The sequence below is a fragment of the Primorskyibacter flagellatus genome (assembly GCF_048268605.1).
GTDB lineage: Bacteria > Pseudomonadota > Alphaproteobacteria > Rhodobacterales > Rhodobacteraceae > Primorskyibacter > Primorskyibacter flagellatus.
Genome location: NZ_JBLWVF010000008.1, coordinates 139,194 through 163,712 on the forward strand (window position 1 = coordinate 139,194; position 24,519 = coordinate 163,712).

Annotated in this window: 27 protein-coding genes and 1 riboswitch; of the genes, 25 read left to right on the plus strand and 2 right to left on the minus strand. The window is 60.2% G+C overall.

Annotation, left to right across the window (positions count from 1 at the left end; genetic code table 11):
* Window positions 1–31: 31 nt before the first annotated feature.
* The 13 genes from ACN0WV_RS11150 to ACN0WV_RS11210 all read left to right on the plus strand — a co-directional run bounded on the left by ACN0WV_RS11150 (window position 32) and on the right by ACN0WV_RS11210 (window position 11,962).
* A complete protein-coding gene (locus ACN0WV_RS11150) occupies window positions 32–988 on the plus strand; it encodes an AAA family ATPase (protein ID WP_417605777.1) in 957 nt (318 codons plus the stop codon).
* The gene (locus ACN0WV_RS11155; RefSeq protein WP_417605779.1) at window positions 985–1,887 is read left to right on the plus strand and encodes a DUF58 domain-containing protein; all 903 of its coding nucleotides are present in this window, start codon (window positions 985–987) and stop codon (window positions 1,885–1,887) included. The genes ACN0WV_RS11150 and ACN0WV_RS11155 overlap by 4 nt, the downstream gene beginning before the upstream one ends.
* A complete protein-coding gene (locus ACN0WV_RS11160; protein ID WP_417605781.1) occupies window positions 1,884–2,255 on the plus strand; it encodes a hypothetical protein in 372 nt (123 codons plus the stop codon). The genes ACN0WV_RS11155 and ACN0WV_RS11160 overlap by 4 nt, the downstream gene beginning before the upstream one ends.
* Window positions 2,248–3,213, plus strand: a complete 966-nt coding sequence (locus ACN0WV_RS11165; RefSeq protein ID WP_417605783.1) for a VWA domain-containing protein — start codon at window positions 2,248–2,250, stop codon at window positions 3,211–3,213. The genes ACN0WV_RS11160 and ACN0WV_RS11165 overlap by 8 nt, the downstream gene beginning before the upstream one ends.
* Window positions 3,192–4,106, plus strand: a complete 915-nt coding sequence (locus tag ACN0WV_RS11170; RefSeq protein ID WP_417605785.1) for a vWA domain-containing protein — start codon at window positions 3,192–3,194, stop codon at window positions 4,104–4,106. Before ACN0WV_RS11165 ends, ACN0WV_RS11170 begins: the two co-directional genes overlap by 22 nt.
* Window positions 4,103–4,777, plus strand: coding sequence for a tetratricopeptide repeat protein (locus tag ACN0WV_RS11175; RefSeq protein ID WP_417605787.1), 675 nt, complete (start codon window positions 4,103–4,105; stop codon window positions 4,775–4,777). Before ACN0WV_RS11170 ends, ACN0WV_RS11175 begins: the two co-directional genes overlap by 4 nt.
* Window positions 4,774–5,976, plus strand: a complete 1,203-nt coding sequence (locus tag ACN0WV_RS11180; RefSeq protein ID WP_417605788.1) for a hypothetical protein — start codon at window positions 4,774–4,776, stop codon at window positions 5,974–5,976. The genes ACN0WV_RS11175 and ACN0WV_RS11180 overlap by 4 nt, the downstream gene beginning before the upstream one ends.
* Before the next feature lie 79 nt (window positions 5,977–6,055).
* Entirely contained in the window at window positions 6,056–6,682 is a 627-nt protein-coding gene (gene gfa, locus ACN0WV_RS11185; RefSeq protein ID WP_084350821.1) for an S-(hydroxymethyl)glutathione synthase, read from the plus strand.
* A 96-nt stretch (window positions 6,683–6,778) separates the two neighbouring features.
* Entirely contained in the window at window positions 6,779–7,504 is a 726-nt protein-coding gene (locus tag ACN0WV_RS11190) for a LuxR C-terminal-related transcriptional regulator (RefSeq protein ID WP_084350819.1), read from the plus strand.
* 10 nt (window positions 7,505–7,514) lie between these two features.
* Window positions 7,515–8,684, plus strand: a complete 1,170-nt coding sequence (locus ACN0WV_RS11195) for an FIST N-terminal domain-containing protein (protein WP_417605790.1) — start codon at window positions 7,515–7,517, stop codon at window positions 8,682–8,684.
* Window positions 8,675–10,936: an ATP-binding response regulator gene (locus ACN0WV_RS11200; protein ID WP_417605791.1), complete on the plus strand. Its 2,262-nt coding sequence runs from the start codon at window positions 8,675–8,677 to the stop codon at window positions 10,934–10,936. Before ACN0WV_RS11195 ends, ACN0WV_RS11200 begins: the two co-directional genes overlap by 10 nt.
* 13 nt (window positions 10,937–10,949) lie before the next feature.
* Entirely contained in the window at window positions 10,950–11,615 is a 666-nt protein-coding gene (locus ACN0WV_RS11205) for a hypothetical protein (RefSeq protein ID WP_417605792.1), read from the plus strand.
* Complete coding sequence (locus ACN0WV_RS11210; RefSeq protein ID WP_084350813.1) at window positions 11,612–11,962, plus strand: hypothetical protein; 351 nt, start codon at window positions 11,612–11,614, stop codon at window positions 11,960–11,962. Before ACN0WV_RS11205 ends, ACN0WV_RS11210 begins: the two co-directional genes overlap by 4 nt.
* A 14-nt stretch (window positions 11,963–11,976) precedes the next feature.
* On the opposite strand, the gene ACN0WV_RS11215 is transcribed toward ACN0WV_RS11210, so the two are convergent.
* Window positions 11,977–12,786 carry a quinoprotein dehydrogenase-associated SoxYZ-like carrier gene (locus ACN0WV_RS11215; RefSeq protein ID WP_084350811.1) on the minus strand — a complete coding sequence of 270 codons (810 nt, stop codon included), beginning with the start codon at window positions 12,784–12,786 and terminating at the stop codon, window positions 11,977–11,979.
* A gap of 125 nt (window positions 12,787–12,911) precedes the next feature.
* On the opposite strand from ACN0WV_RS11215, the gene ACN0WV_RS11220 reads away from it, so the two are divergent.
* Window positions 12,912–13,937 (plus strand): quinoprotein relay system zinc metallohydrolase 2, encoded by a 1,026-nt coding sequence (locus ACN0WV_RS11220; RefSeq protein WP_417605794.1) that lies wholly within the window; start codon window positions 12,912–12,914, stop codon window positions 13,935–13,937.
* A gap of 3 nt (window positions 13,938–13,940) precedes the next feature.
* On the opposite strand, the gene ACN0WV_RS11225 is transcribed toward ACN0WV_RS11220, so the two are convergent.
* A complete protein-coding gene (locus ACN0WV_RS11225; protein WP_417605795.1) occupies window positions 13,941–14,546 on the minus strand; it encodes a hypothetical protein in 606 nt (201 codons plus the stop codon).
* Window positions 14,547–14,711: 165 nt separating this feature from the next.
* Here ACN0WV_RS11225 and ACN0WV_RS11230 point away from each other — a divergent pair, with 165 nt between their 5' ends.
* From ACN0WV_RS11230 to tenA, 11 genes are all read left to right on the plus strand, one after another.
* Window positions 14,712–15,824, plus strand: coding sequence for an S-(hydroxymethyl)glutathione dehydrogenase/class III alcohol dehydrogenase (locus tag ACN0WV_RS11230; RefSeq protein WP_084350805.1), 1,113 nt, complete (start codon window positions 14,712–14,714; stop codon window positions 15,822–15,824).
* 6 nt (window positions 15,825–15,830) lie between these two features.
* Complete coding sequence (fghA, locus tag ACN0WV_RS11235) at window positions 15,831–16,664, plus strand: S-formylglutathione hydrolase (protein ID WP_417605797.1); 834 nt, start codon at window positions 15,831–15,833, stop codon at window positions 16,662–16,664.
* A 14-nt stretch (window positions 16,665–16,678) separates the two neighbouring features.
* Window positions 16,679–17,101, plus strand: coding sequence for a c-type cytochrome (locus ACN0WV_RS11240; RefSeq protein ID WP_417605799.1), 423 nt, complete (start codon window positions 16,679–16,681; stop codon window positions 17,099–17,101).
* Window positions 17,102–17,220: 119 nt separating this feature from the next.
* Window positions 17,221–19,023, plus strand: a complete 1,803-nt coding sequence (locus tag ACN0WV_RS11245; protein WP_417605801.1) for a methanol/ethanol family PQQ-dependent dehydrogenase — start codon at window positions 17,221–17,223, stop codon at window positions 19,021–19,023.
* A gap of 85 nt (window positions 19,024–19,108) precedes the next feature.
* The gene (locus tag ACN0WV_RS11250) at window positions 19,109–19,645 is read left to right on the plus strand and encodes a c-type cytochrome, methanol metabolism-related (protein ID WP_417605826.1); all 537 of its coding nucleotides are present in this window, start codon (window positions 19,109–19,111) and stop codon (window positions 19,643–19,645) included.
* Entirely contained in the window at window positions 19,629–20,474 is an 846-nt protein-coding gene (locus tag ACN0WV_RS11255) for a substrate-binding domain-containing protein (protein ID WP_417605803.1), read from the plus strand. The genes ACN0WV_RS11250 and ACN0WV_RS11255 overlap by 17 nt, the downstream gene beginning before the upstream one ends.
* On the plus strand, window positions 20,471–21,019 hold the full coding sequence (locus tag ACN0WV_RS11260; RefSeq protein WP_417605805.1) for a PQQ-dependent catabolism-associated CXXCW motif protein: 549 nt from the start codon (window positions 20,471–20,473) through the stop codon (window positions 21,017–21,019). The genes ACN0WV_RS11255 and ACN0WV_RS11260 overlap by 4 nt, the downstream gene beginning before the upstream one ends.
* A gap of 103 nt (window positions 21,020–21,122) precedes the next feature.
* A riboswitch (TPP riboswitch) is annotated at window positions 21,123–21,211 on the plus strand.
* 48 nt (window positions 21,212–21,259) lie between these two features.
* Window positions 21,260–22,036 carry a hydroxyethylthiazole kinase gene (thiM, locus tag ACN0WV_RS11265; RefSeq protein WP_417605807.1) on the plus strand — a complete coding sequence of 259 codons (777 nt, stop codon included), beginning with the start codon at window positions 21,260–21,262 and terminating at the stop codon, window positions 22,034–22,036.
* Window positions 22,033–22,668: a thiamine phosphate synthase gene (gene thiE / locus ACN0WV_RS11270; RefSeq protein WP_417605809.1), complete on the plus strand. Its 636-nt coding sequence runs from the start codon at window positions 22,033–22,035 to the stop codon at window positions 22,666–22,668. The genes thiM and thiE overlap by 4 nt, the downstream gene beginning before the upstream one ends.
* Window positions 22,665–23,471: a bifunctional hydroxymethylpyrimidine kinase/phosphomethylpyrimidine kinase gene (thiD, locus tag ACN0WV_RS11275; protein WP_417605810.1), complete on the plus strand. Its 807-nt coding sequence runs from the start codon at window positions 22,665–22,667 to the stop codon at window positions 23,469–23,471. Before thiE ends, thiD begins: the two co-directional genes overlap by 4 nt.
* 37 nt (window positions 23,472–23,508) lie before the next feature.
* On the plus strand, window positions 23,509–24,195 hold the full coding sequence (gene tenA, locus ACN0WV_RS11280) for a thiaminase II (RefSeq protein ID WP_417605812.1): 687 nt from the start codon (window positions 23,509–23,511) through the stop codon (window positions 24,193–24,195).
* Window positions 24,196–24,519: the final 324 nt, after the last annotated feature.

Below are 24,519 nucleotides of genomic sequence, written 5' to 3' on the forward strand. Positions count from 1 at the left end.
AATGGCGCCGAAAAGGCGACGAGGAGGATACATGGACGCATTGCCAGACAGCCCACCAGAGAACATGCGATCGCTGCTTGGCTATCTGTCGCAGGGCCTCGTTGGGCATGAGCGGCTGATCGAGCGGCTGATGATTTCGCTACTGACAGGCGGGCATCTATTGCTGGAAGGGCCGCCGGGGCTGGCCAAGACGCGGGCGGTCAAATGGCTGTCAAACGCGGTCGAGGGCAGCTTTGCCCGGATCCAGTGTACGCCCGATCTGATGCCCGCCGATCTGACCGGGACGCCGGTGTTTCGTCCGCAAACCGGCACGTTTGAATTTGTCCCCGGCCCGGTCTTTCACAATCTGGTGCTGGTGGACGAGATCAACCGCGCGCCGCCCAAGGTGCAATCCGCGTTGCTGGAGGCGATGGCCGAAGGGCAGGTGACCGCTGGCAATCAGACGCATGCTTTGCCGGACCCGTTTCTGGTTGTCGCGACGCAGAACCCGATTGAACATGACGGCACGTTTCCCCTGCCAGAGGCGCAGTTGGATCGGTTCCTGCTTTACGTCAATCTTGAGCTGCCCGATGCAAAGACCGAACGCCAGATCCTCGATCTGGTCGAAGCCGAAGCTGCCCAGCCGCCCGTTGCTGCGGCGCAGATGCCACTTGCCGCCCTGCAAGAGGCGCGGCGTCAGGCAATGGCGGTGCATCTGTCACCGGAGCTGCGCGATTATATTGTCCGGCTTGTGACCGCGACGCGCCAGGGGAACTTGTCCGCAGAGATCGAGCATGCCGTCTCGCCGCGCGGATCGCTGGCGTTGGCCTCGGCCTCCAAGGCGCGGGCCTATCTGCGCGGGCGGGATTATGCCCTGCCAGAGGATGTTGCCGATCTTGCCGGGGACACGATGGCGCACAGGATGGTTCTGTCTTGGCGCGCCGTCGCCGAAGGCCGCAGCCAGCGCGACGTGGTCGCCACCATCCTCGGCGCGGTCGAGGCGCTGTGACCGCCGCGCTGAAGGCGCCCGGTGTCACGCTGTCCGCGACAGAGCTGATCGCCTTGCGCCAAGTGGCGTTGCGCCCATTGGACGAGCCGGTGCTTGCGGCTTTGCCGGGCGGCTTTGCCATAAGGCGCAAGGGCCACGGCCAAGAAGTGGCCGATGTGCGCGAATATGTGGCGGGCGATGACATCCGGCATCTCGACAAAGGCACGACGGCGCGCACCGGCGAATTGCATGTCCGGCAATTCCACGAGGAACGCGACCGCGTCTCCCTGCTGGTGGCGGATTTCCGGCTCTCGATGCTGTGGGGCATTTCACGCGCCTTCCGGTCCGTCGCTGCGGCAGAGGCGCTGTGTCTGATCGGCTGGCGCATCGTGGCCGAAGGTGGGCGCGTCGGATTGCTTGCGCTGCTGCCGGATGGCCAGGTTGCCGTGGCACCGCGTGGCCGTGCGCGCGGCATGCTGGATGTGATTGGCGGTTTGGTGCGCGCGCATGATGCGGCCTTGCAATCGGTGATGAGCGGCCATGCCGACGACCGTTCGCTGGACGAGGCCCTGTCGCGGGCAGAGCGGCTTGTGCCCTTCGGGGCAGAGGTCCTGATCGCGTCCGGTTTCGACCATATGGGCGAAGGGCTGCCGGACAGGCTGTCGTCTCTGGCGCAGCGTCGTGTGCCGCGTCTGATCCGGGTGATCGACGAAGCCACCGACAACCTGCCAGCGGGGCGCTACCCGATCCGGCTGCCTGATGGTCGGCGGCTACGCGTTGCGATTCGGGGCGGGCCCGCGACCCGACCAGAGATAGAAACCATTGCCGGCCGCCCCGCGCTGATATTGAACGCAGGCGCAGGGATTGAAGAGACGGCCCGCAGGTTGGCGGCGTCCCTGCCATCGGATCGCGTACCATGAGCGAACGTGCACTGAGCGAAACCGCCTTGCAGGCCGGATTGCGTGACATCCGGCTTCCGGCAGATGCGGCGGGCGGAATGGGCGCAGAGCTTGCCGCCGCAATAGGGTTGGCGGCAGTTGCGGCCTTGGTGATTGGCCTCATTGCGCGGCAGTTTCTTGGCCGAAAGCCCCGCCCCGCCCGGCCGAGCCTTGACCGGAAGCTTGCCGAACTCGACGCGTTGCCCGACCCCGAGCGGCGCATTGCCTTGCTCCATTTGCTGAAACTATACGATCCGTCGCAGTTTGCCGCGCTTCGTGACAGCCTTTACCGCCCTGACGCGGGGCCGGACACTGCTGCCCTGCGTGCGGTGCTGGCGCGCCATGCTTGAGCTGGCAACCCCTTGGGCCTTGGCCTTGCTGCCAGTGCCTTTTCTTGCGGCGCGGTTTCTGCCGCCGATCCGTGCGGGTGGGACTGCTCTGGCCGTGCCTGAACGCATAGGGGCGGCAATGATCGGGCGGTCTCGTGGCGCGGGATCAGACATGCCCGCGAGATTGCAGCGCGTCTTGCCATGGCTGATCTGGGTGCTGACCGTGCTGGCACTCTGCGGCCCCCGGATGCCAGAGCCTGTAAATGCGCTGAAAGTGTCGGGCCGCGATCTGGCGATTGCGCTGGATCTGTCCGGGTCAATGGTGCGTGACGATTTCTATCTCGACGGCGCGCAAGTGAGCCGGCTGGAGGCCGTTACCGCCGTCGGGTCCGCTTTTGCCCGCCGCCGCGCCGGGGACCGGGTGGCGCTGATCGTTTTCGGCTCTGACGCGTATTACGCCACGCCGTTCACCTTTGATACCGAAGCGGTCGCCCGCCGGATCGAGGAGGCGACCATAGGCATTTCCGGCCGTGCGACCAATATTTCCGACGCATTGGGGCTGGCCCTGAAACGGCTGGAAGCGTCTGAGGCGGCCACGCGCGTGGTCATTCTGCTCTCGGACGGGGCCAATAATGCGGGCGCCACAAACCCGCAGGGTGTGGCGCAACTGGCCGCCGATATGGGCGTTCGGGTGCATACGATCGCGCTTGGCCCGAAGGATGAAACGACCGCAGAGGAAGGCGAGCGTGGCGTGGTCGATGCCACGACCCTGCGGGCCATTTCGGACGTGTCGGGCGGGCAGAGCTTTCGCGTGCGGACCACCGAAGACCTTGTCGCCGTCACCGAAGCGCTGGACCAGCTTGAAGCCACCGACAGCGACGGGCTGTCGGCAGAGGTCTATGCCGAATTCTGGATCTGGCCCGCAGCCTTGGCAATGCTGGGCTGCCTTGGCCTTGCATGGCGGGAACAATCAGCATGATCGGCGATCTGACAGTGCTGCGGCCGCTGTGGCTTTTGGCCTTGCCCGTTCTCGCAACATTCGCCGTGTGGCTTTACCGCCATCAGGGCGGCATTGGTGGGTGGGAACGGGCTGTCAGGCCAGAGCTTTTGCGGGCAATGGCAGCGCTCGGGCGGGTCGAGACGCGGCGTGACAGGGTGCCTTTGATTGCCGCAGTCGGGGCGGCTGCCATCGCGGTTCTGGCCCTGTCCGGTCCGGCGGTGGAAAGACGCGATGCGGTGTCCTTCCGAAATCTCGACGGTGTTGTTCTTGTCGTTGACGCCTCGCCCAGTGTGACGGAAAGCCCCCGCTGGCAGGATTTGGTCACGATGGGCCGGTTCGGGATTGCGTCGCTTGGCTCGCGTCCCGGCGGGATGGTGGTGTTTGCCGGTGATGCCTATGTCGCCACGGATCTGACGGCGGATCACAAACAGTTGGGCCAGACCCTGTCGCTGATCGGTCCCGAAACGGTGCCTGATCCCGGATCACGGCCGGAACGCGGGTTGGATCTTGCAGGTGTGATGCTGACCGAAGCAGAGGTGCTGGCCGGGGATGTGGTCCTGTTCACCGATGGCGCAGGGCTGGGCCCTGACAGTCTGACCGTGGCAGAGCGGATTGCGGCGCAGGGCGCGCGGCTGTCGATTGTCGCTTTCGGCCCGTTAACGCCCGAGATGGAGGCACATGCCGCGATTGGTGGCGGCACGCTGATGTCGCTGGACGCGCCGGACGACTTGTCCGATTGGTTGACGGGGCAGGCGCGTGACCGGCTGGAACAACAATCCTATCCGCTTTTGTTCTGGCGTGACATGGGGCGGGCGTTGTTGGCGTTGGCCCTGATCCCGATGCTGATGTTGTTTCGCAGGCAGATGACATGAAGGTGCTGGCATTGATAGCTGCCGCCGCAACCGCGTTGGCCCTGATCCTCGGCGGAACGTCCGGTTTCGGCCGGGTCCTGCTGTCGGCAGGAATGCCCGCATTGGCGACACCCCTATTCAAGGATGCGCAGTGGCGCGGGGTTGCGCTCTATCGCGCCCGGAAGCTGCCCGACGCGGCAGAGGCATTTGCCGAAGCGCAGGCCTATTACAATCTTGGAACGGCGCAGGCGCGGGATGGCAAATATTCGGCCGCGCTTGAGGCCTATGATCGTGTAATCCCCGGAGGAGACGGAGACGCGCGGGCAAATTTTGACCTGATCGCCGCCTATTATGCATCACTTGGGATCGACCCGGAGGTTCTTGGGCTGTTCGGAGAGCAAAAAGAAGGCGTAATTGAAGAATCGTTTGTCGCGCAGGGCAATGCACGCGCCGCCGGGACGGGGGATGAGGTCACCAATGCGTCGGCCATGCTTGGCAATGTCGAACTGCGCAGCAACGCATCCCAGAAGGTGCGGCGCGTGTTCGACGATCGTTTCATGGTGGCGGATGAACGCTGGCTACGGCAATTGGCAGATGTGCCGGGCGAATACCTCGCCGCGCGTATCTCGCAGGAACGTAAGCGGCGAAAGGCCCTGGGGCTGGAGCCACCCACGCCGGAGGATCCGCGATGAGGATGGTCTGTCTGCTGATTGCGATGTTTGTCGCGGGTCCAGCATTGGCACAATCGCGCGAGGTCGATCCCACGGACCTGCAACTGACCGTGACCGTGCTGGAACAGGACGCGCAGCCCTACGCGCGTGAGATGATCCCGATCCTGATCCGCGGGGTCTACCGTCGCCACATCACCCGCGAGCAATTGGAACAACCGCCGCTGGAGGGGTTCAACTGGACCCAGCTGGGCCCTGATAAATGGAGCGAGGAGCGTCTGAACGGCAAGACCGTCAAGGTGATGGAACGCCGGATGGCGCTATATCCCGAAGACGCGGGCACATTGACCATCGGGCCCTTCACGCATCATCTGACCCTGACCGATGAAGGCGATGACTGGTTCGCGCATGATATTACCTCGTCGCCGGTGACGGTAGAGGTTGCCGCCCCGCCGGATCTGCCGGAGGGCGGTTGGTGGTTCCCGGCCAAACGTGTCGAGATTTCCGACCAATGGTCGAACGCGCCGGACCGTTTGAAGGCGGGTGAGGGCGTGTTGCGGATCGTCCGCATCAAGGCCATCGGCGTGACTCCGGAAATGGTGCCGCCGATGCCAGAGCTTCATTCGCCGTCGGGCATGGTTTTCGCCCATCCCGAAAAGCGCCTGATAGAGCTTTCGCCGGAAGGACCGGTCACTTTTGTATTCTGGCGCTGGACGATCCGGCCGGGCAATGCCTATTCCACCATCGTGGAGCCGCTGCATCTGGAGTATTTCGACACCGACGCGCGGGTGATGCGCGATGTCACGATCTCGGCCCAGCGGGTAGCCTATGACGAAACTGCGCTGCCTCCGGTGCCACCGCCCGCGCGCCCGTCTGTCCTGCCCGGATGGCCGGTCGCCTTTGTCGCGCTGCTGATCTTCGGTGCCGGTCTGGGCTGGATGGTGTCCGGCAGACGCCCCGACGCCACGGCACTAAGGCGGCGGTTCAAGATCCTCGATCCGTTGGCACGACAGATGGCGCGGGCGGCGCGTGCGGGTGAGCCCGCTCAGGTCAGGCGCGCGGCATATGCCTTGATGGGCCGGGACGGGGCCGGGCCGGAGGACGGCCGCCTTTTGGACGGTCTCGACCGGGCGATATTCGCGCCGGATGCCAACACCCCGGACTTGCGCGGCTTTGTCCGGTCCTTCCTGCAATCGCATGCCAGAGTTAAGACTAAGCGCTGAATTGCCAGACACGCCCGACAGGCAGAGGCTTGCGCACAGCGTTCGACACTGGACGCACTGCCTAAGGGAGGACACGACCATGGGACTATTGGACAATCTGTTCGGGGGTGGAAGCAATGACACTGCCGACACCACGCCCAAATACACGCATGTGAAAATTCATCCACAAGTTGACAGTGGCATTCCGCCGGAAGACCCGAATTTCGGCGGCGGTACGCTGCGGTGCCAGTGCCAGACCAATCCGGTGGTGGTCGAAATCTCTGGCCAGACTGCGCATAACCACGTCTGCGGCTGCACCAAATGCTGGAAGCCCAAGGGTGCGATCTTCAGTCAGGTCGCCGTGACGCCGCGCAGCAATGTCAAAGTCACTGAAAATGCGGACAAACTGGGGATTGTTGACGAAAACGCCGCAATCCAGCGCCATGCCTGCCGCGATTGCGGAACGCACATGGTCGGCCGGATCGAGGATACCGGACACCCGTTTCATGGGTTGGATTTCGTGCATACCGAACTGTCCGCGCAAAAGGGGTGGGCGGCACCGACCTTCGCGGCGTTTGTCTCGTCAATCATTGAAGCCGGGGTGGACCCGTCCCGCATGGACGAGATCCGCGGACGCCTGACAGAGCTGGGGTTGACGCCCTATGATTGCCTGTCCCCGCCCCTGATGGATCTGATCGCGACCCATGTCGCGAAACAAAAGGCCTGATGGCTGCGGACATGGGCGGAAAGTGATCTTAGATGCGTTGAAACGGTTGCAAAAAATCGTCGCTAAGCTAGCTTCTTGAACTGGGAGGCTACTGCTATGCAACACTTTGACGTTGCGGTTCCGGAAGAGACAATCTCTTCGGTGCTGATTGTTGACGACCATCCGCTATACAGCGATGCGCTTGCGTCGGCCTTGGGCGGGGTCTTTGCGGACTGTCAGGTAGAAAAGGCCGGATCTTTGAAAGCGGCGCTCGCATTGCTGGAATCGGGGTTTCACCCGGATCTGGTGATGTTTGATCTGGTCTTGCCGGATGTGAATGGCATCTCGGGGTTCATTTCGTTGCGGGCGCATGTGCCGGATATTCCGATTTTGGTCATCTCTTCGATGACGTCGCATGTGCTTGTGACCTCGTTGATGAACGAGGGTGCCGCCGGTTTTTTGCCGAAGGACACGCCTGCGAACGTGATCCAGACCGTGCTGGCAGAGATCGCGGCGGGGCGCAAATATGTACCGAAGGATTATCGTCAGGCCCGGCCCGCCGAAACGCCCGAGGATTTGCTGGAGAACATACACCCCAAGCTGGCCGCGTTGACGCCGCAGCAGCAGAAGGTGATGAAGCTGATATGCGAAGGCAAGCCGAACAAGCAGATCGCCTACGAGCTTGATCTGGCCGAGGCGACGGTCAAGGCGCATATCACGGCGCTGCTGCGACGCCTTGGTGTCAGCAACCGGACGCAGGCCGCCCTGATGGTCGAGGCGGCCCATGCCCAGGCTTTGGAATCGGTCGAGGAGCCGGAGGCGCTTTCGTTCCTCTGCCGTTAGTAGGACGGATATGCGAGACACCAACCCCTGCTCTGGTCCGAAATTTGTGACGGTGGCGCAATCCACCGCCCCTGATGCCCGCGACGCGGTCGAGGAGGCCGCCACGGGTATCGACCTTGCGCAGACGTGTTTTGTGCTGGTGTTGGCACCGTCCGGATTGGACGCGGGCGTTCTGGCCGATGCTTTGGCTGACAGGCTGGACGGTGTGCCGGTGTTTGGCTGCACGACGGCGGGACAGATCACGCCTGCTGGCTACGAGACAGACGCGTTGCTTCTGATCGCGTTTCACAAAGAGAATTTCCGCTGTTCCTCGATCCTGTTCAAACCGCTGAAACCCCTGTCCATCGCGCCGATTATCAGCCAGGTCAAACGCCAGAACAGCCAGTTCCTGCGCACACCGGGCTGGAACCGGCTTGCCTTGGTTTTTGCCGACGGTCTGTCGAAACAAGAGGATCTGCTGGCCTCGGTTCTGGAAACCGTGCTGGAGGGCATTCCGGTCTTCGGCGGCTCTGCCGGGGATGGTCTGGCCTTTGGCGAAACCTTCATCCTGCATAACGGCGCGTTCCATGGCAACGCGGCATTGCTGCTGATGGTCGAGACGAACCTGCAATTCCAAGGCCTCAGCTTTGACCACTTCCTGCCAAACGGCAAGCAACTGGTCATCACCGATGCCAACACCGAAGAGCGTCTTGTCCACGAGATCAACGGTGCCCCGGCGGCAAAGGAATATGCGCGATTGGTCGGCTGCGCAGTCGAGGATCTGTCGCCGCAGGTTTTTGCCGAAAACCCGATGCTGGTCTGCCATAACGAAAACCACTATGTCCGCGCGATCTTTGCCCTGACGAATGGCCAGTCGCTGTCGTTTCTTGCCGCTATCGACGACGGCCTGGTAATGATGCTGGGCCGCGGCAAGAATATCATCGAGACATTGGAAGCAGAGCTGGATGTGCGCGACCCGGCGGGGCGGGCACCGGATTTCATCCTTGCCTTCGATTGCGTGTTGCGAAAGCTGGAATTCGAAGAAAAGCAGCTCGACAGGCACGTCTCCAAGATCTTTCGCCGGCATCGGGTTCTTGGCTTCAACACCTATGGCGAGCAGCATTGCGGGCTGCATATGAACCAGACCTTTGTCGGCGTCGCGTTCTTTGAAAGCGACGGGGGGCACGGGCAATGGACATGATAGACCCGACCGAGCCGCCGAATATTCAGGTCGCACGCCAATCCAAGATTATTGCGGCATTGGTCAGGCGGGCTACGCGGCAAAACGAGGTTGGCACGACAGCGTATAGCGCCTTTCAATCGGCCATCGAGTTGCAGGCGCAGGTCGCTGCAAAGACCCGTGATCTGGAACGGGCGGCGACCGAGTTGGAAAGCGTTCAATATGATCGAGAGCGCACCCGCCGCAATCTGGACGAGGCGCTGTCGGCGATGGGCGATGGGCTGGCGCTGTTCACCGGCAAGCAGCTCGATATTTGCAACGATCTTTTTCAGCACCTCTTGCAGGATGTCTCGGATCAGGTTGTTCCGGGGCTTAGCCTGACGGGATATTTCAGCCTTCTGACACAAAGCGCGCATGTCCTGTCACTGGACCGGCAAATTACGCAAGCGGATGTGGCCGCCCCGACGTTGTCGGTCGTGATCGAGATGACCGAGGACCGCTGGTACCGGCTGAACATGGAGCGGACCTCTGCCGGAACGCGCATCCTGTTGTTGACGGAAATCACGTCGATCGTGCGGCAGAACCGGACCGAGAAAGAGCGGCTGATCGACAGACAGGCCGACTACCTTCAGGCGGTGTTCGAGAACATGACCTCGGGCGTGTGTACCTTTTCGTCGACGGGCCGGGTGATGATGCATAACCTGCCGTTCCGGCAATTGCTGGGCCTGCCCTACGGTGCTGTGGCAAAGGGCATGTCGCTTCACAGCCTGCTGGCCTTTCTCACGCGACGCGGGGTGATCGAAGGTGCCACGATTTTGATGGTCGAACAATGGCAGGCGCGGTTGCTGCGCAGCGGGCGGTTTCGGCAGCGGGTGCGCAGTGTCACCGACAGGGTCTTTGATCTTCAGGCCAATATGCTGCCGGATGGCGGCTTTCTGGTCGAACTGAAGGATGTCACGCTGGAAGCGCGGGCAACCGAGATGCTGGAAAACCGGGTGCAGGAGCGCACAGCAGAACTGACCCATGCAAATGCGCGCCTTACGGAACAATATGACGAAAAGGCCCGCGTCGAGGAAGAGCTGCGCTTTGCCAAGGAGCGCGCCGAAGCAGCGGTGTCGTCCAAGACCCGTTTTCTGGCGGCGGCCAGCCATGACCTGTTGCAGCCCATCAATGCCGCCAAGCTGTTGATTGCGACATTGCAACAAAACACTATGGGGTCGCCGCACGCCCCCCTGACAGAGCGGTTGAAAGGGGCTTTCACGTCCATTGAGCAATTGTTGCATGCCCTGCTGGATATATCGCGGTTGGACAGCATCGAAGAGGATGCGGTGACGGCCCGCACGCTGAACCTCGGCACGATTTTGCAAGGTGTCTACGAGGATCAGACCCCGTTGGCCGAACAAAAGGGCGCGAAGCTTGTGATGGTGCCGTGCAATCATCATGTTCGGTCCGATCCGGTCTATCTGCTTCGGTCCATTCAGAACCTTGTGGTGAACGCGATCCAGTACACAGAGCCGGGCGGCAAGGTTCTGTTTGGGTGCAGGCGTCGCGGTGACAAGGTCGAATTGCAGGTCTGGGACACCGGCATCGGCATCGGCGAGGAAGATCAAAGCCGCATCTTCGAAGAATTCGCTCGTGCCGGAAATGTGCCCGTCGGTTCAGGTGTCGGGCTGGGCCTGTCGATTGTCGAACGGACGTGCCGCCATCTCGGGCACCGGCTTTGGATGTCGTCAGAACTGGGCGTTGGATCGGTCTTTTGTATCGAGATGGACCGCGTGGGCGATTCCATCGGCGAATCCGAACCCGTGAAGGCGGCATTGAGCTTTGGTGACGTGCCGTTGGATCATATCGCCTTGGTGGTAGAGAATGACGCGGATGTGCTGTTTGCCACGACACAGACCTTGCAGGGCTGGGGGGCAAGCGTATTGCCTGCGGCGTCCACCGAAGAAGCCGTGAACTTTGTTCGGGATATGGGAATGCCACCGGACATCATGCTGGTGGATTATCAATTGGACGGCGCGGATACCGGCCTGCGCACCATAGAGACCATCCGCCGGGAAACCGGCACGAATGTCCCGGCGATCATGATAACCGCCGATCGGCGGGAAAGCTTGTTGCGGGCCGGGAAGCGGATGGACTTCACAGTCATGACCAAACCTTTGCAGTTGTCGCGCCTGCGTCCGCTGATCGAATGGAAGGTCAAGGAGCACACCGCCGGAGTGCAGCCGAAAGTCGGGCATGACACTGCCGGACAGGGGAATACTCTCGGCTGAGGGAGGAATCTTGATGATGCTGAAACAACTGGCCTTTGCGATTGCACTATTGGCGGCACCAGCCGTCGCGAATTCGGCGGACGGGGCCAAGACCTATGACCTGCTGTTCCGCGATGGAACCTTGGACGAGATCAGCCGAGACAAAACGCTGTTCTATCACCGCGAGGTCACCAACGCCTTGAAACCAGAGGCGGGCGAGCGAGACACCGGAGACATCGCGCTGAACTTTTCGACCGACGAGGATGGGATGCTGAAAATCTCATTCCACAAAGAGGACAAGATGCGCGGTATGGGGCGTTTCCCGGCCAGCGTCGGCAATCCGATGATCATGGTCTTTTATGAATCGGTCATCCGCGACATGGCGGAATCGGCGGGCGGCAGTCCTTTTTACATCCGCAATCGGGTCAAGGACGCGCTGATCCAGACCTCGGAGGTGATCGAGGGCGAAGCAGAAGTTGACGGGCGCATGGTGGCCACCAAGACGGTCAGCCTGTTCCCGTTCAAGGACGACCCGAACCGCGACCGGATGCAAGGCTTCGGCGACTTGGAAATGCAGGTGGTGATGTCCGAGGACGTGCCCGGCTGGTATCTTAGCATGACGGCAGATGCGCCCGGTGCGGGCGACGGCCCGGTTTACCATTCGGAGATCACGTTTGATACGCTGGGGGAAACGAAATGAAAGGCCTGACCTGCGCGCTCATTCTGGCAGTTGCACCGCTGGCGGCCAGCGCGCAAAGCGTTGCACAGCAATATAACGACTACCCGACAGCCGCTCGCGCGGATTATGTCTTTGCCTGTATGGCCACGAACGGGCGCAGCCGCGAGGTGCTGCAACAATGCGCCTGCTCGATAGATGAGATTGCCACAATCCTGCCATACGAAAAATACTTGCAGGCGGAAACGGTCCTTTCGATGCGGCGCACGGGGGGCGAACGCATGGCCGTTTTCAACAGCGCCGTCGTGGCCGAGGCTTTGGTGGCCGACCTGCGCCGCGCGCAGGCCGAAGCAGAGATTATCTGTTTCTGAGGGTGTCGGGCCGATCAGCCCTGCGCCGCTTTGCTCAGATCATGCGCGAAGCTGTTGCCATCGGTATCCGTGGCTTTGACGGTCAGCATCTCGGCACCGTTATCGGTGTAGGAAAATCGAAAGACCGGGTTTTCGGAAATCGAGATGCCACCATCGACAGTGAAAAGCAGATCCTCACCCTGCCAGACCTCCATATGATCGATGAAATGCGCGGGAATGAACAGCTGTGTTACCTGATCGCGTTGCAGCCCGGAATAATTCGGGTGCCGGATCATGATCTGCGCCTCGCGACGCGGTGTAGACATGGCAGGCTCGCCAAACAGGCGCAGCTTCATCTTGCCAATGCCGGCCAGTGCCTGTTCGGGATCCTTGGTTGCGGGAGCGGAACAGCCGCCAGAGGCTTTGACATACCGGCCCGACATGGACAGGCCCTGATCTGTTTCTGCGATCACCCGGAGATTGGAATACTGGTCCACGCGCACGCGCAACTCGAAATCGAGCGGGGCCATTGCGTCGGAAAATTCCATGACAGCGGCCACGGGGGCCGGGTTCTCGTCAATGACCACAGTTGCTTTTTTGATCGGCAGCGATGGGTCAAGCTGGCGCAGCACCACTGGAACCGTCGCGGCATCATGCGCGCGGTAAGGCGCATCGACACTGATGATGGCGGCCCCATCGGCAAGCGGGGCGTCCCCCAGAATATCCGGGCGCAGGTCCTGCCAGGTTGCGCTTTCGGTTAACGGGTTCGTGATCGGGTCATCGGCGAAAGCGGGCGATGCGAACAACGCAACAACGACCGCCGTGATAATGGCTGGATTGGCCATGCCTCCTCCTCTTGCATGGGTACAAAGCGAATTATGACACAAATTCAGGTTTTCTGATATAGAGCGTTTGGTCGGTGCCGCACACGTTTCCGCGCGTGACCTGTGACCTGTTAGGAGGGAGGGCGATGTTCGAAGCTGTCGTGTTGATCTGTCTGAATGCAGGCGCGGGACCGTGCCGCGAGATGCTGCTGCCGGGATTTGAGGCCGACAATCAACAGGCCTGCGAGGCGGCGCTGGCAGAGGCCCCGCCGCAAACGCCTGCGGGAACGGCCGCTTTTTGCCAACCGAAGGGCGCTGCACTGGCGGTGGACGAGATTGCAGAGGGTGTCTTCGTCCATTCGGGTCTGATCGAGGAACCTGACGAGGTCAACCTAGGGGACGTGTCCAATCTGGGCTTTGTCATTGGCGACGCTTCGGTCGCGGTGATCGACAGCGGCTCTGCCCGCTGGATGGGCGAGGCGCTGTGGCGCAGCATCCGGCAGCGTACAGACAAGCCTGTAAGTCATGTGATCCTGACGCATATGCACCCGGACCATGTCTTCGGCGCGACGCTGTTCGCGGATGCAGGGGCAGAGTTGGTCGGTCACGAAAGGTTGCCACGCGCGCTTGCCGACCGGCAGGCGAACTACCTTGAAAGCCTGCACCGCCTGATTGGTGAAGAGGCGATGATCGGAACGGTTTCGCCGGACATCTCACACCGGATCGGTGCCGAGGATCAGATCGACCTCGGGAATCGGGTTTTGACCCTGACGGCCTGGCCCACAGCCCATACGCCCGCGGATCTCACGGTGTTCGATACAAAAAGCGGAACGCTATTCGCCGGCGATCTTGTGTTCGATCAGCACACGCCTGCGCTGGATGGCAGCGTTCTTGGCTGGCAGGACGTTATGGCGCGGATGAAAGCGCAAGCAGCCCTGCGAGTCGTGCCCGGACATGGCGCGGCGTCACTGCCTTGGCCAGCGGGCACCGCCGCTTTGGAACGCTACTTGCAAACGCTTGTCACGGACACCCGCGCCGCGATTGCCGACGGCACGCGGCTTGGCGACGCGGTAAAGACCATCGCGGCCGACGAGGCGGAGCATTGGCACCTGTTCGAGGCGTATAATCCGCGCAACGCCACCGTTGCCTTTACAGAGCTAGAATGGGAATAGGGTTCAGCTGTCCTTGACCTCTGCCTGAAGCATCTGGGCAATCCCGAACAGACGTTTTTCCAGCAGTGTCGGCGTTTCGCACAGATAGGTGATGTTCTTCTGCCTGTCCGAATAGATCAGCTGATCCCAGTCAAGTTGCTCTTCCAGCGCGTCCACCCTGTCAAAATCCGGGTCTTCGGTTGCCAGTTGCGTTGCCATCTCGCTGCGCGCGGCTTCGATCTTTTCGCTCAGCCCGATCTGGCTAAGCGAAAATTCCTCGATGCCGTGGATGATCCGGCCGCGCCGGCGGGACAAACGGTCGAACACTTGCTTGAACACCAGACCCAAAGCGTTAGGATCTCCCTCTACCTGCGCAGCAAAGGCGGCAATATCGGGGCGTAATGTCTCAAGCTCGATCCGCCTGACGGCCAATGTGTCGGCAAGCGTATTCACGTCGTCCTGTATCGCCTTCGGCACAGTGTCCGGGACCGGATGCGCCCACATCAGGCCAACGGACAATTGCCCCACCTTGCGCTGCACGCAGGGCCATGTCGGATCCGAAAAATCGGTGGCGAGGGCTGGGGTCGCAAGACACAACCCGGCGAGCACTAGAATTCTGGCGTGAACCATTTGAAAAATCCTCCCAGATAAAAGATGCCCGAGGGCGCAAGGCAAGTCTACGCTTCCCAATGCCCACCATAGTCTGCATTGTTTGGTATACTGCCCCCTACCATAATCCGTTAAAAGTGCGTGGTCGATAAAACTTGTCGGCGCGCAAAAGAAGGAAGAATACATATGCGAACTCGTGCTGCCGTGGCCGTTGAGGCAGGTAAACCACTGGAAATCATGGAAGTCGAACTGGACGGGCCCCGCAAGGGCGAAGTGCTGGTCGAGATCAAGGCCACGGGCCTGTGCCATACGGATGAATTTACCCGTTCCGGTGACGATCCCGAGGGCATCTTCCCGGCAATTCTTGGCCATGAGGGCGCAGGCGTTGTGATTGAGGTCGGCGAAGGTGTGACCACGCTGGAGGTGGGCGATCATGTGATCCCGCTTTACACGCCCGAATGCCGCGAATGCGAATACTGTCTGAACCCCAAGACCAACCTGTGCCAGAAGGTGCGTTCGACACAAGGTCAGGGTCTGCTGCCTGATGGTACGACGCGGTTCAAGATGCTGGATGGCACACCGATCCACCACTACATGGGCTGTTCGACCTTCGCCAACCACACGGTTGTGCCAGAGATCGCGCTGGCCAAGATCCGCAAGGACGCGCCGTTCGACAAGGTCTGCTATATCGGTTGCGGTGTCACCACGGGCATCGGCGCTGTCATCAACACTGCCAAGGTAGAGATTGGCAGCCGCGCGGTTGTCTTTGGTCTGGGCGGCATTGGCCTGAACGTCTTGCAGGGCCTGCGTCTGGCAGGTTGTGATCAGATCGTCGGTGTCGATCTGAATGACGACAAGATCGAAATGGCCGAGCATTTCGGCATGACCGATTTCGTGAACCCCTCGAAGGTCGAGGGCGATCTGGTGGCGCATCTGGTCGAGCTTACCAAGGGCGGCGCGGATTACACCTTTGACGCGACCGGCAATGTGAACGTGATGCGCACGGCGCTGGAATGCGCGCATAAGGGCTGGGGCGAATCAATCATCATCGGCGTGGCACCCGCGGGGGCTGAAATCAGCACGCGACCTTTCCAACTGGTGACGGGACGTGTCTGGCGCGGAACCGCGTTTGGCGGGGCCAAGGGCCGGACAGATGTGCCGAAAATCGTCGACTGGTACATGGATGGCAAAATCGAGATCGACCCGATGATCACGCACAAGCTGACGCTGGACGAGATCAATCACGGCTTTGACCTGATGCATGAAGGCAAGTCGATCCGCGCCGTGGTGGAGTTCTGATCCGGTATGGAAACCCTTTCTGAAAATCGTAGCTTCGAAGGCGTTCAGGGCGTTTACAAACACGCCTCGACCGCCTGCGGATGCGACATGACCTTCGCGGTCTATCTGCCGCCTCAGGCAAAGACCGGAAAGGTGCCGGTTCTGTGGTATCTGTCGGGTCTGACCTGCACGCATGAAAACGCGATGGTGAAAGCCGGGCTTCAGGAACATGCGGCCGAACACGGTCTTGCGCTCGTCTTTCCCGACACCTCGCCGCGCGGCGACGACGTGGCGGATGACGATGCCTATGATCTGGGGCAGGGTGCCGGGTTTTACGTCAATGCGACGCGCAACCCCTGGCGTCCGCATTTCCAGATGTATGACTACATCACCAGCGAATTGCGTGATCTGGTGCTGGCGAATTTCGCCATCCTCGACCGGCACGGGATAACCGGGCATTCGATGGGCGGGCACGGCGCGTTGACCATCGCGATGCGCAATCCTGATATGTACGATTCACTGTCCGCTTTCGCGCCGATTGCGAACCCCACCCAAAGCGATTGGGGTCGAAAGCAGCTAAGCGCCTATCTTGGAGATGACGAATCAAGCTGGTGCCAGCACGACTCCGTGCTACTTATGGACGACAAGGGATGGAAAGGCGACCTGCTGATCGATCAAGGTGGATCTGACCAGTTTCTGGACCTGCTCAAGCCGGAAACACTTGCCGAGGCCATGATGCGCAATCGGCAGCCAGGGGTGTTCCGGATGCAGGAAGGCTACGACCATTCGTATTTCTTTGTGAACTCCTTCGCAGGCGATCACATTGCCTGGCACGCAGATCGTTTGCTTCAAGACCAGTAAGATAGAGGCTTAAAATGTTCAAAACAGTAATCTGCACAGCTTTTGCGGCACTTCTTCCGCTTGCCGTCATGGCCGAAAGCCACTCGATGGCAGGTGATGCGGAAAAAGGCGAAAAAGTGTTCCGCAAATGCCAAGCTTGTCACGATGTGGGCGAGGACGCCAAAAGCAAGGTTGGGCCGGTCCTGAACAACATCATGGGGCGGCAGATCGCCAGTGTGGAAGACTTCAAATACTCCAAGGTTCTGGCGGAAATGGGCGAAGCCGGGGATGTCTGGACGCCCGAAGCACTGGCTGCCTTTCTGGAAAAACCGCGCGATTTCGCCAAGGGCACGAAGATGTCCTTTGCCGGGCTTCGTAAAGAAGAGGACCGCGCAGATGTGATTGCGTTTCTCGCGAGCCATTCTGACGAAACTGAGGCGACTGACGAAGGTTCGTGACATAAGAAATGTCTGCCCCGCCGGGAGGAGAGAGCTGGCGGGGCAGTACATAGCGGCAGATGGGCTATGCCCCGTTTTGCCATGAGGCGGCGAAAGCCGTGTATTTCGGGAGGACTGAAATGAAGACCCTTAGAATGTTAACCTCGGGCATCGCCCTTTGCTGCGCCAGTATGGCGATGGCGAATGACGATCTCATGACGCTGATGGACAACCCGGCACAATGGGCGATCCAGACGGGCGATTACAAAAACCAGAGATATTCCAAACTCGATCAGATCAACGCCGAAAACGTCGGCGACCTTCAGGTTGCATGGACATTCTCCACCGGCGTGCTGCGGGGCCACGAAGGCTCGCCGCTGGTGATCGACAACATGATGTATGTTCACACGCCGTTCCCGAACATCGTCTATGCGCTTGATCTGGCACAGGACGGCAAGATCGTCTGGAAATACGAACCAAAGCAGGACCCGGATGTCATCCCGGTGATGTGCTGCGATACCGTGAACCGCGGTGTTGCCTACGCCAATGGCAAGATCTTCCTTCATCAGGCCGACACGAAAGTGGTCGCGCTGGACGCCATGAGCGGCGAGGTGAAGTGGGAAGCACAGAACGGCGACGCGTCGATAGGCGAGACAAACACCGCGACGGTTCTTCCGGTGAAGGACAAGATCATTGTCGGTATCTCGGGCGGTGAATTCGGTGTTCAGGGCCATGTCACGGCCTACAACATGGAAACCGGCGAACTTGAGTGGCGCGCCTATTCTGTCGGCACCGACGATCAACTGTTGGTGGACCCGGAAAAGACAACCCATCTGGGCAAGCCGATCGGCGTGGACAGCTCCATCAAGACCTGGGAAGGCGATCAGTGGAAGATCGGCGGCGCCACGACGTGGGGATGGTATTCCTACGACGAGGAGCTTGACCTCTTCTATTACGGCTCTGCCAACCCTTCGACCTGGAACCCTGCGCAACGCCCGGGCGACAACCGTTGGTCGATGACCATCATGGCGCGTGACCCCGATGACGGCATGGCCAAGTGGTTCTACCAGATGACCCCGCATGACGAGTGGGATTATGACGGCGTCAATGAAATGATCCTTACAGAGCAGGAAATTGATGGTGAAGAACGCAAGCTGCTGACGCATTTCGACCGGAACGGTCTGGGATATACCCTGGATCGCGAAACCGGCGAATTGCTGGTGGCGGAAAAGTTCGATCCGGCTGTGAACTGGACGACCGGTGTCGATATGGACCCCGAATCCGAGACATACGGTCGTCCGGCCGTTGTCGCGCAGTACTCGACCGAGCAGAATGGCGAAGACGTCAACTCCACCGGTATTTGCCCGGCGGCGCTTGGGTCCAAGGACCAACAGCCTGCGGCCTATTCGCCGAAAACAGAGCTGATGTATGTCCCGACCAACCACGTCTGCATGGACTACGAACCGTTCCGCGTGGCCTACACCGCCGGTCAGCCCTATGTCGGCGCGACGCTGGCGATGTATCCGGCTCCCGACAGCCATGGCGGCATGGGTAACTTCATCGCCTGGGACAACACGGTGGGTGAGATCAAGTGGTCCATCCCCGAGCAGTTCTCGGTCTGGTCCGGTGCTTTGGCGACTGCCGGCGACGTGGTCTTCTATGGGACGCTTGAGGGATACCTGAAGGCGGTCGATGCGACGACGGGCGACGAACTATACCGCTTCAAGACCCCTTCGGGTATCATCGGTAACGTGATGACCTACGAGTTTGAAGGTAAGCAGTATATCGGCATCTTGTCTGGTATTGGCGGCTGGGCCGGGATCGGTCTTGCGGCTGGTCTGACGAACCCGAATGACGGTCTGGGTGCCGTGGGTGGCTATGCCGCCCTCAGCGACTACACCGCGTTGGGTGGTCAGCTGACCGTGTTCGCACTGCCGGATTAAGGCTCGATAACGCTTCAAAAGCTGGGTCCGGCGCATCCGTGTGCCGGACCTCCCCTAACGACTGTCCGAAAGGTGAACAGCCATGATGCGCACTGCATCCCGATTTTTCTTTGCCGCCGCCGTATCGACGCTGCTTCCCCTTGCAGCCTTTGCCCAAAGCTCGAGCGATCAGCCGGTAAAGCCCGAAGAACACGCTGATGAAGTCGCTGTCGCCTATGAGGACGATGGCATGTACTTCACCGAAGATGATATTCCTACCTACAAGGTGGCCGAGGATGGGACCGTCGATTGGATGACCTTCTCGGGTTTCCGTCGCTATCATTCAGAATGTCATGTCTGTCATGGTCCGGATGGCGAAGGGTCCACCTATGCACCGAAGATCAAGAATTCCGCCGTGCATCTGGACTATTACGATTTTTATGATGTCGTGGTGAATGGTCGTCAGAATGGCAACTCGGTCATGCCGCACTTTGGCGACAACCCGAACGTGATGTGCTATCTCAATGACATCTATGTTTACCTCAAAGCCCGTGGCATGGATGCGGTGCCGCGTGGTCGCCCGGCCAAGAAAGAAGCCAAGTCCGATCTGATCCGCGAGATGGAAAATGATTGCATGGGCTGATACGATGCGCCTTGTCGCGTCAGGGTTTTTGGGATTGTTGCTTTGCGCCGGTGTGGCGCAGGCGCAGACCTCTGATCTTGTCTCGACGCACGCATTGAGGGTTTGCGCAGATCCAGCCAATGCCCCGATGTCCATGCAAGACGGATCTGGCTATGAAAACGCGCTGGCAGAGCTGGTCGGCGAAAAGCTGGCTCTGCCCGTTCAATATACCTGGTATCCGATGGCGACCGGCTTTGTCCGCAACACGCTTAAGATCAAGAAATGCGACGTGATCATTGGTTATGCGCAGGGCCATGAGCTTGTGCTGAACACCAATCATTATCTGACATCGACATATGTGCTGATCGTTCCGAAGGACGGCCCGTTGACCGACGTCACCGTGCTGTCGGATGAACGCTTGCAGGGGTTGAAGATCGGGATCATCGCCGGAAGCCCGCCTGCTACCCATATGGCGCGCAACGGCTTGATAGGGAAGGCAAAGGCCTACCATCTGTTTGTTGACAGACGGTACGAAAGCCCTTCAGAGGACATGCTGGCCGACCTTGAAAGCGGAGAGATCGACGCCGCCATCATTTGGGGGCCGATCGGAGGTCCTTTGGTCAAACAATCCCATCCGGGTATGAAAGCCATTCCGCTGATCAAGGAAACCCTGCCGCCCAAACTTTACTACCGGATCACGATGGGCGTCCGACAGGGTGAAAAAGTTTGGCAGCGCAAGCTGAACTCGCTCATTCGACGCAATCAGGATGAAATCAACGCTCTGCTTGCTGATGCGGGCGTGCCGTTGGTCTCGGACCTTGGGGATACGGTTCTGGATCTGTCCCAATGATCCGGATGCTGGCGATCCTGCTTTTTGTGGGACTGCCAGTCAGTGTGGTGGCTGAAGACGAACCCGCGGATTACCGGATGGACCGCTACCGGGGGCCGGTCCCGTCTACCCTGTCGGGTGGCACGGTCGTCGGGCCGGAGGCGGCACATGACCTGTGGCAAGCGGGCCAGACCGCATTCATTGATGTTCTGCCGCAAGCCCCGAAACCCGCCAACCTGCCCGAAGGCACGATCTGGCGCGACAAACCGCGAGACTCCATCCCCGGCGCGATCTGGCTGCCCAATGTCGGCTACGGTGCCATTGCGGACGTCACAGAAGGGTATTTCCGACGCGGTTTGGCCAATGTCACGAAAAATGACAGCACGCATCCCGTCCTCTTCTTCTGCCTTGCAGATTGCTGGATGAGCTGGAACGCCGCCAAACGCGCAATCGAATGGGGGTATAGCAATGTCTACTGGCTGCCCGAAGGGACTGATGGATGGCAGTTCTGGGACTATCCGCTGGAACGGATCACTCCGGAAGAACCGCAGCCCGGCGTTGAATAATCAGACCGCCCTGAACCATAGAAAAGTTGAAAGCCCCGGTACAGTGATGTCCGGGCCAGAGTGTCCCATGGCGATTGACGCCGTATCAAGGCTTGCCTAATGTCTCTTTAGCCGGGGGCGCTGCCAAGCTGAGACGTACCCTTTGAACCTGAACCAGATAATGCTGGCGGAGGGAGGTCACAGTCGCTTTATATTTGCTGACAAAGTGCTCTTTTTCGCCAGAACCTGAAAGAGCCGCAATTGACTGTCACAGATATTCTGACTCCGCTTCGCGCGCAAAGCCCGCTTGTACACTGCATCACCAACTACGTGGCGATGAACATCGCCGCCAACGTTGTATTGGCTGCCGGCGCGTCGCCTGCCATGCTTCATGCCGTTGAAGAAATCACGGATTTCACGCCGATTTCCGGGGCGTTGACAATTAACATCGGAACATTGTCTGCCCCTTGGGTCGTGGGCATGATATCCGCAGCCGAGACGGCAAACACCCACAATATTCCGTGGGTCTTCGACCCGGTTGCGCATTTCGTCAGCAACTACCGCAAAGGGGTCGCGCAGGACATTCTGTCCTTGCGTCCGACGATCCTGCGGGGAAACGCCTCAGAGATCCTTGCCCTCGCTGGAGAGGCGGGATCCGGCAAGGGGGCCGACAGCGGCGATGCTGTCGAAGCGGCTGAAGCTGTGGGTGTAGCATTGGCACGGAAATTCGGCTCTGTTGTCGCGATCACCGGTCCTGTGGATCTTGTCACCGACGGCACGCGGACGGCACGGGTCGCAGGCGGGTCGGAGATCATGCCGCAGGTGACCGCTTTGGGCTGTTCGCTGACAGCATTGATGGGGGCGTACGCAGCCGTCGGACCGGCGTTTGACGCGGCCTTGGGCGCGTTGGCACATTTTAAAGTGGCCGGCGGCATGGCGGCCAGGCAGGCAAGTGGCCCCGGCAGCTTCCAAGTGCATTTCCTCGACGCGTTGGCGGCGGTACAGCCCGACGAACTGCACGAAGCGGTTGTCGCATGACGGCCCTGCGCAAAAGCCTGCGGCTTTACCTTGTCACCGATCCGCAGCTTTGCGCCTCGCGTGGGGTTATCGATACGGTGCGTTGCGCGGTATCGGGCGGTGTCAGCATGGTGCAGTTGCGTGACAAGTCCGCACAAACACACGAACGGGTAGAGCTGGCACGCGCGATCAAAAAGGCTCTTTCGGGCAGCGGCGTGCCTTTGGTGATCAACGATGACGTGGATGCCGCCGTCGCTGCCGATGTAGACGGGGCGCATATCGGACAGGGAGATCTGACGCCCGCGCAGGCCCGCGCGCGGCTTGGCCCGGACAAGATTCTGGGGCTGTCCTGCGAGACGGTGCAGACGGTGCAGGCGGCTGATCCCTCCATAGTCGACTATCTTGGTCTTGGCCCGGTTTTCGGCACGGCGACCAAAATCGACCATGCCGCACCTATCGGGTTTGATGGGTTGGCGCGTCTTGTCGCGCTCTCGTCGCTTCCTGCCGTCGCCATAGGTGGGCTGAAAGCGGAACACGCAAGTGCCGTGCTGAAAAGCGGTGCTGATGGTCTGGCTGTCGTGTCCGCCATTTGTGGGCAGCCCGATGTCGCGGCAGCGGCGCGTGCCTTTAGCTTTCAGGAGGGCCGGGCATGATCGCAAACGTGCTTAGCATTGCCGGGTCGGATCCATCAGGGGGCGCGGGCATACAGGCAGATATCAAGGCGATTTCGGCCAATGGGGCCTACGCCATGGCTGCGATCACGGCACTCACGGCGCAAAATACGCAAGGCGTCAGTGATATTCATCTGGTGCCGTCCGATTTCGTTCAAGCGCAGATCAAAGCGGTGTTCGAGGACATCAGAGTGGATGCGGTTAAAATTGGCATGATTGCCAATGCCGACATTGCCGCCGCTGTCGCCGAGGTGCTGCGAGACTGTACTGCTCCAATTGTGCTGGACCCCGTGATGATCGCCAAGGGCGGCGCACCCTTGTTACAGCCCGATGCTGTATCTGTGCTGCGGGCGCAGCTTTTACCACTGGCCAGGCTTCTGACGCCCAATCTGCCCGAAGCTGCGCATCTTCTGGGTGCTTCGATCGCTGCAGATCGGACCGCCATGCAAGAACAAGGCCGCGCGCTTATCGCCAAGGGGCCAGCTGCCGTCCTGATGAAGGGCGGGCATCTGGAGGCACCGGAAAGCCCGGACTGCCTTGTCACGCGGGATGGTGTGACCTGGTTTGAAGGGCAACGAACCAAGACCCGCAATACCCATGGCACGGGGTGTACACTGTCTGCCGCCCTGGCGGCACAGCTCGCGCAGGGATTGGACCTGCGCGACGCCGTCACCGCCGCCAAGGCTTATGTCGCGTCCGCTCTTGCCCATGCCGATGACCTGACGGTCGGAACGGGCCACGGCCCAACCCATCACTTTGCAAAATTCAAAGGACTGCACCCATGAGAACACTGTCAGACACCACCATCGACGTGACGGTCTAATGAGTGGATCGGAACATGGTCGCACCGTTGCCCTGTTGCGGGACGGATGCGCGGATGATTGGCGTAGCTATACGCATCACCCTTTTGTCGAAGGCCTGCGCGACGGCACGTTGCCTCGCGCGGCTTTCCTGCATTACCTGATACAGGACTACGTCTTTCTTGTGCATTTTTCGCGCGCCTGGTCCCTAGGGGTGGTCAAGGCCGAAACATTGGAAGAGATGAAAGTCTGCGCTGGTTCAGTCAATGGGTTCGTCAATCACGAAATGGCCCTGCATATTGAGACCTGTGCCGCAGAAGGCATTGACGAGGTCACCCTGTTCAACGCGGTGGAAGAGTTCGAGAACATCGCCTATACGCGCTACGTCATGGATGCAGGGTTACAGGGCGACTTTCTGGATCTGCTGGCGTCACTGGCACCGTGTTGCTTTGGTTACGCCGAAATCGGCACGCGGCTTGGTGTAGAGGCCGCGCCCGATACGCCCTATCGCGCATGGATCGACACCTATAACGGCAGTGAATACCAAACCGCGATGACGCGGCTTGGCCAGATGATCGACGGAGCGATGACGCGGCGACTGGGCCCCGCGCCCGAGACCTCTCCCCGGTGGTCGCAGTTGCAAAAACGGTTCACAACCGCAACACAACTGGAGGCCGCATTCTGGGGTATGGGGCTGCGCAAAGCGTAAAAACCTGACCTCTCGATATCACTGTTCAAGGGCACCACTTGGTAGAAGCGGCGTCCTTGTGCTTTTCTGATGCAAGATGTCAACACCACGTTCAGTTCCGTTGTGCTCGGGTTGCTGTTTGGTGTTTGCCGACTGCCAGCACACTCTATAACTGTTTGGTATGCCACCAAGAAGCTATGTCTGATTTGGCCGAGCCGATGGGAGGTGGTGATGGATTGGCCAATATTTAAGAAAAATCCATGTAAATTCTGACCTGCCATGGGATTTTTCCTCCACCGTCGATTAGAGTCCGACCCAACCTGAGGACGGACAATGAAGCGAACG

Bases quoted from the DNA above. Each gene is read 5' to 3' on its own strand.
- ACN0WV_RS11150 (WP_417605777.1), top strand. From the start codon at position 32: ATGGACGCATTGCCAGACAGCCCACCAGAGAACATGCGATCGCTGCTT.
- ACN0WV_RS11160 (WP_417605781.1), top strand. From the start codon at position 1,884: ATGAGCGAACGTGCACTGAGCGAAACCGCCTTGCAGGCCGGATTGCGT.
- ACN0WV_RS11165 (WP_417605783.1), top strand. From the start codon at position 2,248: ATGCTTGAGCTGGCAACCCCTTGGGCCTTGGCCTTGCTGCCAGTGCCT.
- ACN0WV_RS11170 (WP_417605785.1), top strand. From the start codon at position 3,192: ATGGCGGGAACAATCAGCATGATCGGCGATCTGACAGTGCTGCGGCCG.
- ACN0WV_RS11175 (WP_417605787.1), top strand. From the start codon at position 4,103: ATGAAGGTGCTGGCATTGATAGCTGCCGCCGCAACCGCGTTGGCCCTG.
- ACN0WV_RS11180 (WP_417605788.1), top strand. From the start codon at position 4,774: ATGAGGATGGTCTGTCTGCTGATTGCGATGTTTGTCGCGGGTCCAGCA.
- gfa (WP_084350821.1), top strand. From the start codon at position 6,056: ATGGGACTATTGGACAATCTGTTCGGGGGTGGAAGCAATGACACTGCC.
- ACN0WV_RS11190 (WP_084350819.1), top strand. From the start codon at position 6,779: ATGCAACACTTTGACGTTGCGGTTCCGGAAGAGACAATCTCTTCGGTG.
- ACN0WV_RS11195 (WP_417605790.1), top strand. From the start codon at position 7,515: ATGCGAGACACCAACCCCTGCTCTGGTCCGAAATTTGTGACGGTGGCG.
- ACN0WV_RS11200 (WP_417605791.1), top strand. From the start codon at position 8,675: ATGGACATGATAGACCCGACCGAGCCGCCGAATATTCAGGTCGCACGC.
- ACN0WV_RS11205 (WP_417605792.1), top strand. From the start codon at position 10,950: ATGATGCTGAAACAACTGGCCTTTGCGATTGCACTATTGGCGGCACCA.
- ACN0WV_RS11210 (WP_084350813.1), top strand. From the start codon at position 11,612: ATGAAAGGCCTGACCTGCGCGCTCATTCTGGCAGTTGCACCGCTGGCG.
- ACN0WV_RS11215 (WP_084350811.1), bottom strand. From the start codon at position 12,786: ATGGCCAATCCAGCCATTATCACGGCGGTCGTTGTTGCGTTGTTCGCA.
- ACN0WV_RS11220 (WP_417605794.1), top strand. From the start codon at position 12,912: ATGTTCGAAGCTGTCGTGTTGATCTGTCTGAATGCAGGCGCGGGACCG.
- ACN0WV_RS11225 (WP_417605795.1), bottom strand. From the start codon at position 14,546: ATGGTTCACGCCAGAATTCTAGTGCTCGCCGGGTTGTGTCTTGCGACC.
- ACN0WV_RS11230 (WP_084350805.1), top strand. From the start codon at position 14,712: ATGCGAACTCGTGCTGCCGTGGCCGTTGAGGCAGGTAAACCACTGGAA.
- fghA (WP_417605797.1), top strand. From the start codon at position 15,831: ATGGAAACCCTTTCTGAAAATCGTAGCTTCGAAGGCGTTCAGGGCGTT.
- ACN0WV_RS11240 (WP_417605799.1), top strand. From the start codon at position 16,679: ATGTTCAAAACAGTAATCTGCACAGCTTTTGCGGCACTTCTTCCGCTT.
- ACN0WV_RS11245 (WP_417605801.1), top strand. From the start codon at position 17,221: ATGAAGACCCTTAGAATGTTAACCTCGGGCATCGCCCTTTGCTGCGCC.
- ACN0WV_RS11250 (WP_417605826.1), top strand. From the start codon at position 19,109: ATGCGCACTGCATCCCGATTTTTCTTTGCCGCCGCCGTATCGACGCTG.
- ACN0WV_RS11255 (WP_417605803.1), top strand. From the start codon at position 19,629: ATGATTGCATGGGCTGATACGATGCGCCTTGTCGCGTCAGGGTTTTTG.
- ACN0WV_RS11260 (WP_417605805.1), top strand. From the start codon at position 20,471: ATGATCCGGATGCTGGCGATCCTGCTTTTTGTGGGACTGCCAGTCAGT.
- thiE (WP_417605809.1), top strand. From the start codon at position 22,033: ATGACGGCCCTGCGCAAAAGCCTGCGGCTTTACCTTGTCACCGATCCG.
- thiD (WP_417605810.1), top strand. From the start codon at position 22,665: ATGATCGCAAACGTGCTTAGCATTGCCGGGTCGGATCCATCAGGGGGC.
- tenA (WP_417605812.1), top strand. From the start codon at position 23,509: ATGAGTGGATCGGAACATGGTCGCACCGTTGCCCTGTTGCGGGACGGA.